Annotated in this window: 7 protein-coding genes and 1 pseudogene; 3 read left to right on the top strand and 5 right to left on the bottom strand. The window is 66.3% G+C overall.

Translation table 11 applies throughout. The features are described from left to right. Positions 1-558: 558 nt before the first annotated feature. Positions 559-2,384, top strand: a pseudogene (locus OSC30_RS15800) (copper resistance system multicopper oxidase). A gap of 49 nt (positions 2,385-2,433) precedes the next feature. Here the strand turns inward: OSC30_RS15800 and OSC30_RS15805 are convergent. The 5 genes from OSC30_RS15805 to OSC30_RS15825 form a co-directional block, all read right to left on the bottom strand. Further along, on the bottom strand, positions 2,434-2,637 hold the full coding sequence (locus tag OSC30_RS15805; protein ID WP_267172826.1) for a hypothetical protein: 204 nt from the start codon (positions 2,635-2,637) through the stop codon (positions 2,434-2,436). A gap of 66 nt (positions 2,638-2,703) precedes the next feature. Further along, entirely contained in the window at positions 2,704-3,276 is a 573-nt protein-coding gene (locus tag OSC30_RS15810; RefSeq protein ID WP_267172827.1) for a cation efflux transmembrane domain-containing protein, read from the bottom strand. Positions 3,277-3,490: 214 nt separating this feature from the next. After that, on the bottom strand, positions 3,491-6,538 hold the full coding sequence (locus OSC30_RS15815) for an efflux RND transporter permease subunit (protein ID WP_267172828.1): 3,048 nt from the start codon (positions 6,536-6,538) through the stop codon (positions 3,491-3,493). Next, positions 6,535-7,611: an efflux RND transporter periplasmic adaptor subunit gene (locus OSC30_RS15820; protein WP_267172829.1), complete on the bottom strand. Its 1,077-nt coding sequence runs from the start codon at positions 7,609-7,611 to the stop codon at positions 6,535-6,537. Before OSC30_RS15820 ends, OSC30_RS15815 begins: the two co-directional genes overlap by 4 nt. Further along, a complete protein-coding gene (locus OSC30_RS15825; protein ID WP_007508499.1) occupies positions 7,608-8,978 on the bottom strand; it encodes a TolC family protein in 1,371 nt (456 codons plus the stop codon). The genes OSC30_RS15820 and OSC30_RS15825 overlap by 4 nt, the downstream gene beginning before the upstream one ends. Before the next feature lie 187 nt (positions 8,979-9,165). Here OSC30_RS15825 and OSC30_RS15830 point away from each other — a divergent pair, with 187 nt between their 5' ends. Together OSC30_RS15830 and OSC30_RS15835 are read left to right on the top strand one after the other, a co-directional pair. Next, a complete protein-coding gene (locus tag OSC30_RS15830; RefSeq protein ID WP_007508500.1) occupies positions 9,166-9,831 on the top strand; it encodes a response regulator transcription factor in 666 nt (221 codons plus the stop codon). Positions 9,832-9,841: 10 nt separating this feature from the next. Then, complete coding sequence (locus OSC30_RS15835) at positions 9,842-11,293, top strand: ATP-binding protein (RefSeq protein ID WP_267172830.1); 1,452 nt, start codon at positions 9,842-9,844, stop codon at positions 11,291-11,293. The last annotated feature ends 142 nt before the right edge of the window (positions 11,294-11,435 follow it).

Below are 11,435 nucleotides of genomic sequence, written 5' to 3' on the forward strand. Positions count from 1 at the left end.
CGCCTTGCGGTGCCGCTCGAAACCGGCGTCGTGCTCCATCGACAGGCTCATCTGCTTGGGTGCCATCACGTACCATCCATCCTCAGGTCTCGCTAAGACCGCGGGGCAAAATCAGAGTTTCCCTAACCTCCTGGCCGACCCTCAGCCACGGCGCTTCTGGCGTAGCTGTTCTGCGAAGCGGTCGATGAACTCCGCCATGGGGCCTCGAAACCGCAATGCTTCAGATGGCAACGCGCAGGCCATACGCACTCGCACGATTGTTGCGCGCAGCACGCTGGCTGCTGCGGCAACCCCAGCGGGCACGTCTGTGGCTGTATTGGCATGTGCGCCAGCGCATTGCCGCCCACGCCCTCCGGCGTGGTCATGGCGTCCTGGATCGCCGGGGTGTACGCCCCGCCCTTGCGCCTGCATGCGCCTTCGGCGCCAACAGCGCCCCCGTTGCGCCCACCGTCCGTCTGACCCTCCCCGCTAGATCCGATGCGTGCGTCGGGCGCCGTGGGTGCCCACCGCCGCGCTGATCGCGCTTTGGCGCGACGTTTGGCCTTTGGAGAGTTCCCCATGAAGTCGTTTTCCTCGCCTGCTGCGACCGATCTGTCGCGGCGGCGCTTCGTTCAGGGCATCGCCCTAGGTGGTGCGGTGGCCGGTCTTGGCCTGCTGCGGCCCGGCCGGGCCTGGGCACAACCGGCCCACGCCGGCCAACTCCCCGTGCTCACCGGCACCGATTTCGCCTTGGCGATCGGCCAGACGCCGGTCAACTACACCGGTGCGCCACGCCGGGCCACCACCGTCAACGGCAGCCTGCCCGGCCCCATCCTGCGCTGGAAAGAAGGAACCACGGTCACGTTGCGGGTGAGTAACCACCTGCCCGTCCAGACGTCCATCCACTGGCACGGCATCCTGCTTCCCTTCCAGATGGACGGCGTGCCTGGCATTGCCTTCGACGGCATCGCGCCGGGCGAGACCTTCGTCTACCGCTTCGAGGTGCGCCAATCGGGCACCTATTGGTACCACTCGCACTCGCGCTTCCAGGAGCAGACGGGCGTGTTCGGTCCGCTGGTGATCGAACCGGCCGGCCCCGAACGCTACCCGGCCGACCGCGACTATGTAGTGATGCTCAACGACTGGACGGATGAGGATCCGGAACGGATTTTCGCCAAGCTCAAGAAGCAGAGCGACTACTTCAACTTCCACCAACCGACCGTGCCGGACTTCGTCCGGGACGTGCGCCAGAAGGGCCTCAGCCAGGCGCTGGCCATGCGCAAGATGTGGAATGAGATGCGCATGAATCCCACCGACCTCTCGGACGTGGGTGGCTACACCTACACCTACCTGATGAACGGTGCGGCGCCCGCCGGCAACTGGACGGGCCTGTTCAAGCCCGGCGAGAAGGTGCGCCTGCGCTTCATCAACGGCTCGGCGTCGACCCTGTTCGACGTACGCATTCCGGGTCTGAAGATGACGGTGATCTCGGCCGATGGCCAGGACATTGCGCCGGTGCCGGTCGATGAGTTCCGCATCTCGGTCGCCGAAACCTACGACGTGATCGTGGAGCCCCAGGAAGACCGCGCCTACACCGTGTTCGCCCAGTCGATCGACCGCACCGGCTACGCCCGGGGCACGCTGGCGCCCCGTCCGGGCATGGAGGCGGAGGTGCCGGCGATGGATCCGCGGGTGTGGCTCAGCATGCAGGACATGATGGGTGCGATGCCGATGGGGTCCATGGGCATGGCAGCCAGCCGAACGGCATGGGCGCCATGCCCGGCATGGACATGAGCGGCATGCAGGGCATGGACATGCACGGCATGGGCGACCCGCAAGGGATGCACATGGGCAGCATGAACCATCTCACGCCCGCCGGCATGCCGAATGTCCGCCATGCGCGCACCGAGTACGGTCCCGGCGTGGACATGCACGTCGACATGCCACGCACCAACCTGGATGATCCGGGCATCGGCCTGCGCGACAACGGCCGGCGCGTGCTGACCTACGCGGACCTGCATTCACTCGATGGCCCCATCGATCCGCGCGAGCCGGAACGCGAGATCGAACTGCATTTGACCGGCAACATGGAGCGCTTCATGTGGTCGTTCGACGGGCAGAAGTTCTCCGAAGCCAAGCCTGTGCATTTCAATTTCGGCGAGCGCCTGCGCATTGTGCTGGTCAACGACACGATGATGAACCATCCGATCCACCTGCACGGCATGTTCAGCGAGCTGGAGGATCCCAGCGGCCAGTTCCTGGCGCGCAAGCACACCATCAACGTGCAGCCGGCACAGCGGGTTACCTACCGCGTCAACGCGGACGCCGCGGGGCGCTGGGCCTACCACTGCCACCTGCTGTACCACATGGAGGCGGGCATGTTCCGCGAGGTGGTGGTGTCATGAGGTGCTCTCCTTCCCTCTTCCTGAGGAACCTCATGCCCGTCGCCACCCTCTACTGTGCACTGGTGCTGACGGCCCAGGCCCAAACAGTCCCGGCGCCGGCCAGCAGCACCTCGTCGGCCGACATGGGATCGATGTCCGGCATGGACATGGGTGGCATGCCCGGCATGACGATGCCGGCGCCAGCAACGACCACCGCACCGCCTACGCCTGCGGCAACGGTAGCTCCGTCCCCGGCACACTCCAGACCGATCATGGTCACTCTCAAGCGGCTTCGGCGAAATGCAGTTTTGAGCATTCCCGAAGCGAGCATCCTATTTAGTCAGTCACCCACGTTGGGGCTACGCCGGGAAGAGAATTGTGGCCACGCCGTGCTCAGCACCTCGACCGCGGTTCGCAGGAACAGCAAAGCCAGCCCCGCACCGAAAATCAGATCCAGCCACCGCCAGCCTGTCCAGGCAATGAGTGCCGTTGTGAGCAGCACGCCTGCATTGCCGATCACGTCATTGCGCGAGCACAGCCATACCGAGCGCATGTTGATGTCGTCTGCGCGGAAGCGAGTCAAAAGCGCGAGGCAGGTGACGTTGGCTATCAGGGCCAAACTCGCAGCTACTGCCATGACTCCTGGCAGCGGTTCGGCTCCAACGATTACCTTACGTACGACTTCAGCCAGCACGGCACCGGCGAAGACAAGCTGGATGCCACCCTTGATCAAGGCTGCTCCGGCACGGGCGCGCAGCGATCGCCCTAGCACCATCAGGCTCAGCCCGTACACCAGGGCGTCCCCCAAGCTATCCAGCGAGTCGCCTTGCAGAGCCGTGGAATCGGCCCAAAAGCCGGCACCAAACTCAGCCAGAAAGATGGCGACGTTGATCGCCAGCACGACCCACAGCACACGGCGCTGTGCCTTGGACTGGACCAGGGCTTGGCTAGTCGATTCACACTCACAGCAAGGCATCGCTGGCCCTCCATGGGGATTGTTCAACTAGATTACGGCCCGTAGTTGCTACAGGGTCAAGCGATGCGCATCGTGAGTTGGCGAAGCGGTTGTCATCCATCCGCTACTACGAGCGGATTGGGCTGATGCCATCCCCTCCGCGCTCATTGTCTCAATGCTTGCGCCGCCAAGGCCGCTTGAGCCGTGCGTAAAGCACCGGCATCACCAGCAGCACCAGCGGGACCTGCACCAGCATGCCCGAGATGATCGCGATCGCCAGCGGTTGCTGCATCTGCGAGCCCTGGCCAATCGCCAGTGCCAGTGGCAGCAGGGTCAGGATCGCGGCCAGCGTGGACATCAGGATCGGCCGGGTGCGGTGCTGGCCGGCCTGGTGCAAGGCATCGTGCAGCGGCGCGTCGTCCGGGATGTCCTGCAGCTCGGAGAAGTAGAATATCGCCACCTCGGTAACGATGCCGACGATCATGGTCATGCCCATCATCGCCGAAATATTGAGTTCGATACCGGTCAGCCACAGGCCCAGGAACACCGCCGGGATCGCCAGCAATGGCATCGCCAGGATCGCCAACGCGACGCGGAAGCTTTCGTACAGGAACAACAAGAGCGTGAACACCAGCGCGATCGCCGCCACCATCACGATGGTCAGCCCGCGGAACGCTTCCTGCTGCTGCTGGTAGAGGCCACCGAGCTGATAGAACATGCCCTTGGGCAGCACGCCCGGCTTGGCCAGCACATTCTTTACGTCGGCTATCGCCGAGCCGAGGCTCCGACCACTGATGCGTCCGGTCACGGCAACCATGCGCTTCAAGTTGTCGCGGGTGATCTGCGGCTGGCCCTGCACCTGCTTGAGCGTCGCCACGCGCGACAGCGGGAACAGGTGACCATCTGGCGCACGGATCTGCAATGAAGCGACCTGCTCCAGCCGCTGGTGTGCGCTAAGCGGCAGACGCACACGCACGCCCACGACCTTGCTGCCGACCGGCAACCGCGCCACGACGCTGCCATCGATCGCCGCCCCGACCTGGTCGACCACGCCGGCTGGATCGAGTCCCTCCAGCGCGGCCTTGACCGGATCGACCTGTACCATCAGCGCGTCACCGGCCGGGTTGATGCCATCGCGCACGCCCACGACACCGTTGATCTTGCCGATCGCGTCGGCGACTTTGCGGGCGGTCGCGTCCAGCTGTTCGGTGTCATCGCTGTACAGCTGCACCTCGATCGGTTGGGGCACGGCAACCAGGTCGCCGATGAGGTCCTCCATCAGCTGCGACAGCTCGATGTCCAGCCCGGGCACCTTCTGTTCGACCTGCGTACGCACCTGTTCCATCACCTGTTCGGTGTCCGGACGCGAGCCGTTCTTGAGGCGCACGAAAAAATCGCCCTGGTTGGCTTCGGTCAGGCCACCGCCCAGTTGCAGGCCGGTGCGGCGCGAGTAGGTGTCCACGTAGGGATTGGCGCGGATGATGGTTTCGACCTGGTTTAGCAGCCGGTCGGTCTCTTCCAGGGAGGTGCCAGGCTTGGACAGGTAGTCGAGGATGAAACCACCCTCGTCGATGCTGGGCATGAAGCCGGTGCCGACGCGCGTGTACGCCAGGCCGCCGAGCACCACCAGCGGCACCACCAGCAGCAAGGCCAGCAGCGGGCGCTTGATCCAGCTGTCGAGGGTGCGCTCGTAGCGCTGCATCATGCCGCGGGTGAAACGCCCAGGCGGGTGCTCGGTGCGGTGACGCTCGTCGAGGAAGCGCTCGGCCAGCAACGGTACCGCCACCCAGGTCAGCAGGTAGGAAATGATTAGCGCGCTGGCCATGGTCAGCGACAGCGCCTTGAAGAAGGCGCCGGTGACACCGGAGAGGAAGGCTAGCGGCAGGAAGATCACCACCGTCGCCGCACTGGAGCCGCTGAGCGGCCGGGTGAACTCGTTGGCCGCGCCGGCGACGCGCTCGTGCACCGCGCCCTCCCCTTCATTAAGGCGGCGCATGATGTGCTCGATCATCACGATCACGTCGTCGATGATCAGCCCGACGGCGGCCGCCATGCCGCCGAGCGTCATCATGTTGAAACTCATGCCGAGCACCGACAGCAGCAGCACGGTGATCGCCAGCACTGCGGGCACCACGATCAGGGCGACCGCGATCACCCGCGTGTTGCGCAGGAACACGAACAGCACGAGCCCGGCCAGCACGATGCCGATCAGGATGGCGTCGCGCACGCTGGCGGCGGCGCCGGTGACCAGTTGGGTCTGGTCGTACCAGTTGGCGACGCGCACCCCGGCGGGCATCTGCGGCGCGTAGTCAGACAGGCGCTGCTTGACCTGCTTGGCGATCTGTACGCTGTTGCCGTCGGGCTGCTGGTAGACCTGCAGCAGCACGGCGTTCTGGCCATCGGCGTTGACGCGAATCCACTGCGGCACATGGTCCAGGCTGACGGTGGCGACATCGCCCAGACGCACCACGCCGCGCGCGTCGGCGCGCAGCACGATGCCACGCAGCGCCGCGACCGTGCGTGGCTGGTTGTCGGCCAGCAGCAGGAACAGCTTGTAGTGGTCCGAAACCCGTCCCATCGCCTGGATCGTGGCCGCATGGCCGACCGCGGTCGCCACATCGGCCACGCTCAAGTGCGTCGCGCGCAGGCGTGCTGGATCGACGTCGGCATGGAATTCGGCCACCTCGCCGCCCTGCACGTTCACCTGCGCCACGCCGGTGATGCCGCTGAGCAACGGGCGCAGCTGGTACTCGGCCAGGTCGTGCAATGCACTGGGCGAGAGCGTGTGCGAGCGCAGGCTGTAGGCGAGCACGGGGAAGGTGGTCGGATCCATGCGCCGGGTGGAGAGCTGGGTGCCGGCAGGCAGCTGCGGCAGGACCTGGCCGGCCGCGCCATTGACCTCCTGCAGCGCGGCGGCCATGTCCCAGCCCCAGTCGAAGGTGATCGCGATGTCAGCGCTGCCCCGGCTGGTGGTCGAGCGCACGTCACGCACGCCGCGTACGCGACGGATCGCCTCTTCCACCGGGCGGGTCACTTCGACCGCCATCTGGTCGGCGGGACGGTCGCCCGCGTCGACCGTCACCTGCACGCGCGGGAACGCCACGTTCGGAAACAGCGCCACCGGCATGCGCAGCGCGCTGGCCAGGCCGCCGAGGGTCAGCATGAGGGCGAGGAACAACAGCGAGCGGCGGTGCCGCTGCATCCACAGCGAGACGTTCACTTCGCGCGACCCTCGGCCGGGGCCATGTGCACGGCGTCACCGTCATTCAATTCGTAGACGCCCTGCACGATCACCTGGCTGCTCGCTTCCAGCGCGCCCTGCACGCCAACGACCTCACCCTCCGGATGGCGCAACGTGACCGCGACGCGGCGCGCCTTGCCATGCTCGACGACGAACAGGTAATCACCCTTCTCGTCATGCAGCACAGCGGCGCGTGGCACCGCCCATGCTCGGTAGTCGGCCGTCTGGATGACCGCGGACAGCGCCGTGCCGGCGATCGGCGTGGCGCTGGCGGCCGGAACCTCGGCCAGCACCGGCAGGAGACGGCTGGTGGGGTCGATCGCCTTGCCCACCATGCTCAGGTGTGCGGGCATGTCGTGCCCTTCCGAGAACACCTCGCGCAATTGCACGGGCAGGCCCACGCGCAGTTTCGCGGCGTCCTGAGGCTGCACGCCCAGGCGGGCCAGCAACGCGTTGGTCGGGGTGAAGGCAAGCAGCGGCGCATTGGCGGCAAAGCGTTCGCCGACTTGCACCTGGAGGGTGGTCACCACGCCGTCGAGCGGCGCCTTGACCTCCTCGCGCGTGTTCGCGCCGCCCAGGGCACGCTGGGCTTCGAGTGCCGCCCTCGCGTCGGCCAGCGCCTTGCGCGCGCCGGCCAGTTGCGACTGGGTGGCAAGCCGGTCTGCGGCCAGTTGCTCAATTCGCTTGAGGTCGCCTGCCGCCGTGCGCGCGGCGTTTTGCGCCTGCACGAAGGCGCTGCGCGTGGCCGGGTCGGGCGTGACCGTGAGCAGCGTCGTTCCGCGCTTGACTGCCTGCCCGGGGGCAACGGCCAACGCGGTGACCTGTCCGGCGTGCGCGAGGTTGATGGTGACCGGATGCAGCGGGTCCACCGAGCCCCAGGCCTCCACCGTGTCGTGGAACACCTGTTGCCGCGGCATCGTGGTGGTGACCGCGACGGTCTGATCCGCGCCGCCGGAGGCGTTATCGCCCCCGCCTGATCCTCCTCCGCAGGCGGCGAGCAGCAAGCCGGGGGCGAGCAATGCCAGGCGTGAAAGAAAACGGAAGCGGTTCATGGCTGGCTCGCCTGTGCAGCGGTAGGAATGGGAATGTCCGTGTTGCCCAGCAGTGCCTCCAGCGCAATCGCCTGCTTTTCGCGCTCCTGCTCGACCGCTAGCAGGTCGAGGTCGGCGGTCAGTGCGTTGCTGCGGATGGCAAGGTAGGTGGGCCAATCGAGCAGGTTGGCGTGCCATGCCCGTTCGGCCGATGCGCGGGCCTGATCCAGCGCCCTGGCATGACGGCGCAGGCCTGCTTGCTGGTTGGCGAGTGTCTGCAGATCCGCCTGCAGGCGCCACGCGTCGCTGCGGGCGCTGAGCAGGCGCGCGGCGTACTCGTCACGAAGCTGCTGGCGGGTCGCCGTTTCGATGGCGATATTGCCCCGGTTGCGGTCGAACAGCGGCAGCGTGATGCCGAGGGAGAACCCTCGAGTGGTGATATTGCTGGTATCGCGGGCCTGGTTGAAGCCCAGCACGAGCGCGGGAAACTGGGCGAGGATCGCGCCGCGAAGTTTCGCCTCCTGCGCCTGGTAACCGGCCTGCAGCGCCAGCAGATCGGGCCGCCGGTGCGGCAGATCCGCCAGTGCGCCATCCATCTGCGCGTCGGTCGGCTGCGGCGCGTAGGGCGACCCCGACAGCGGCAAGGGCGCGCGGGGTGCAAGGCCGATGAGGCGGCGCAGTTCCGCCTCGGCCTGGTGCAGCGCCAGCGCGTTGGCCGCCGACCGTTGCTCGACATCCGAGACGGCATTGAGCCCGGCGCTCGCCGCATCGTAGGTCAGGTTGCCCGCCTGCAAAGCCTTGCGAACATAGGCGCTGACCGGTGCCAGCGCCGCCCGCTCGGCATCCAGCCGCACCGCTTGCGCGCGCAGGTTCAGCACCTGTCCGAACAGCAGGCGCGCCTGCGCCACCGCCTGCCATTCATCCCAGAACAGCTCCAGGCTCACCTGGCTTGCCTGGCTGCGCGCCGCCGACACGCGCGAGGAGCGGGTCAGCCAAGCACCCAGGTCTTCGCTCAGTCCCAGGTTGTAGGCGCTGGTCAGGCCCGGTCCGGAGTGCACGGGAAAATCCTTCCCGACGCTCAGCTGCGGGTCGGGCAGCAAGCCTGCAGCGAACGACTGCGCCCGCGCGACGCCAAGCTGGTCCCGCTTGAGTTTCAACGCCGGACTGTTGGCCACCGCCAGCGTGGCGGTCTCGGTGACGTCCAGGCCATCGGTCGGATCGAAGCGGTGGGGGCTGCCTGCCGGGAATCGCAAGCCCTCGGCCGGCACGGCCAGATCGGCAACGCTATCGGCACCCCTGACGTCGGCGAGCGGCAGGGGGCGGTAGGTTGCGCAACTGGCCAGCAGCGGAGGTGCGGCAATCAGAAGGGCGATGCGAAGACGGCGCATGCGTGCGGTAGATGGGCTATCGTTTGGCGCCATTCGGACGGCCCACCCAGGGTGTGGTTTTCGCATGGATTCGAGTGTAGGCGACGCTGGCTTAGCTGGCTCTTACGGCGAGTTGGGCCGATCATCGTGGACTGGCCACTTCGCACCAATGACCAGACCCGCCCTGCTTTGACACGTGGATGCGCACATGAAGCTGTTGCTGGTTGAAGACTCCCAACGCCTCCGGCAAATGTTGCAACAAGGACTGCGCGGTGAAGGATTCACGGTGGATGCCGCTGCCGATGGCATGGAGGCACGCAGCTTCCTGGGCACGTACGAATACGAGTTGGTGGTGCTCGATTTGATGCTGCCCCGCCTCGATGGAATCGGCGTACTGCGCGGCATGGCAACATCCGGACGGCGCCCTCGCGTGCTTGTGCTCTCGGCACGCGACCAGGTCGGCGACCGGGTCGAGGCCCTGAATGCCGGCGCCGATGATTATCTGATGAAGCCCTTCGCATTCGATGAACTGCTCGCACGGCTTCATGCGCTCTCGCGCCGTCCCAACCAGGCGCAACCGCTCGTGCTCAGTCATGGCGCGCTTGCGCTGGATCCCCGCGCGCACAGTGCGAGCGTGGATGGCGAACCGTTGAACCTTACGCCAAGGGAGCTTGCGCTGCTTGGGCTGCTGCTACGCCACCGTGGCCGGGCCTTCACCCGATCCGAGATCCTGGACTGGATCTCGGGTAGCGAAAGCGAGGTGTCCGACCGCAGCGTGGAGGTGCTGGTGTTCGGCCTGCGGCGCAAGCTCGACGCCGCGGGCGTGGGCGGGCTGATCGAAACGCGCCGTGGCGCGGGGTACCTGATCGCATGACGGCAAAGCCATGAAACCCCTTTCCTTGACCGCCCGCATCACCTCCCTTCTGGTCATCACCAGCCTCCTGGTGTTGGGTGGCGGCGCACGTTTCATGGACTGGCGGATCGACCACGACCTGGAGCTGCGCTTCCGGCAGAACCTGCTGACCCAGGCCGTTGCGCTGGGTTCCATGATGGAGCTGGAGGAAAACGGCATTACCACCGAAGCAGGCGAGGCCATCTCGAAGGGAACGCTGATCAACGACGGCCAGACCTACTACGACCTCCGCTGCGAAGGCCATTCGCCCCTGCAAAGCCGCCAGCGACCGCCCGTGACGCCAACGACCTGGCCAGCCTCGACCGCCGAGCAACCCACCTTCTTCGACATGCGGGCAAGCGGTCGCCATATCGGGGCAGTGCAACTGACGCTGTCCATTGAACCGTCGCGCGAGCCCGATGAGCCTGCAGTGCAGGCAGGAGAGGGGCAATCGGCACAATGCCAGTTGCTGTTCGAGCAAGACCGCGCCGCCGTCGATGCCATGCTGGTGGGTGTCGATTGGGTCCTTGCGCTCGGGCCGCTGCTCGCCATCGGCATTGCGTTGATCGTGGTGCCGGTCAGCGTGCGACGAGGCTTGCGGCCCATGGCTGCGCTGGTCGAACGCATGGGCGATATCAGCCCGAATGCCCCGGGGCAGCGCCTCGTCGTGAGCGGTGTACGCGAACTCGATCCACTGGTCAGCCGATTCAACGACGTGCTTGCCCGCATGGACGAAGGCCTCGCCAGGGAGCGCCAGTTCGCCAGTGGCCTGGCGCACGAAACCCGCACCCGACTGGCAGAGCTGCGTGCGTTGGCGGAAATTGAATTGCGCTATCCCAGCGGACGAACCCGCGAAGACGTGCTTACCGAAGTCGGGCACATCGGAGCGGAGCTCGAAGCCACGGTGACGGCTCTGTTGCTGCTCAGTCGTTTGCAGGCAGGAGTGGATCGTCCGCAGTACCAGTGGCTGCCGTTGGCGCCTTGGGTCGAGCATCAGGTTCAGCGACACGCCGGGGCCCATCAACCCATCGTGAGGCTGCAAGACGAAACCTCCGGACCGCTGGCACTGCGAACAGACCCTGCGTTGCTCGAAGTCGTGGCAGGCAATCTGTTGACCAACGCCTGTGCCTATGCGCCGGTTGGCGACCTGGTGCGGGTGGTTTTGCATGACTCCATGTTGATGGTGGACAACGATGCACCCGAACTGGAGCCGGAGGACGTCGCCAGGCTGGCCGAACGCTTTTGGCGCAAGCACCCGCCGAGTGCCGGCCATGCCGGCCTGGGCCTGGCATTGGCGCGTGCCGCTGCCGATGCCCTGGGGCTGACACTGGCCTTTGAGCTCAACGAGGGCCGGCTTTGCGCGAGCGTTTCCTGGCCTCTTGATCTCGTGGGCGGCCACAGCGCTACGGAACCGGGTGAAAAATGGATGCGGCCAGGCACTTGAAGTGTCGACATCAGGCTATCCCGAGGTGCGGCACCCTTGCTTAAGTGGCAGCTAAGAGAGCCATGTAAGGATGGCCGTTTTAACAGTCGACGCCCCCGGCGCCTGCAGCTCGCACCTGATTACTAGCCGGCAGGCCAGCGGC

The sequence above is a fragment of the Frateuria hangzhouensis genome, assembly GCF_026410505.1.
GTDB classification, from domain to species: domain Bacteria; phylum Pseudomonadota; class Gammaproteobacteria; order Xanthomonadales; family Rhodanobacteraceae; genus Frateuria_A; species Frateuria_A hangzhouensis.

Bases quoted from the DNA above. Each gene is read 5' to 3' on its own strand.
- OSC30_RS15805 (WP_267172826.1), bottom strand. From the start codon at position 2,637: ATGATCGGTCTGGAGTGTGCCGGGGACGGAGCTACCGTTGCCGCAGGC.
- OSC30_RS15820 (WP_267172829.1), bottom strand. From the start codon at position 7,611: ATGAACCGCTTCCGTTTTCTTTCACGCCTGGCATTGCTCGCCCCCGGC.
- OSC30_RS15825 (WP_007508499.1), bottom strand. From the start codon at position 8,978: ATGCGCCGTCTTCGCATCGCCCTTCTGATTGCCGCACCTCCGCTGCTG.
- OSC30_RS15830 (WP_007508500.1), top strand. From the start codon at position 9,166: ATGAAGCTGTTGCTGGTTGAAGACTCCCAACGCCTCCGGCAAATGTTG.
- OSC30_RS15835 (WP_267172830.1), top strand. From the start codon at position 9,842: ATGAAACCCCTTTCCTTGACCGCCCGCATCACCTCCCTTCTGGTCATC.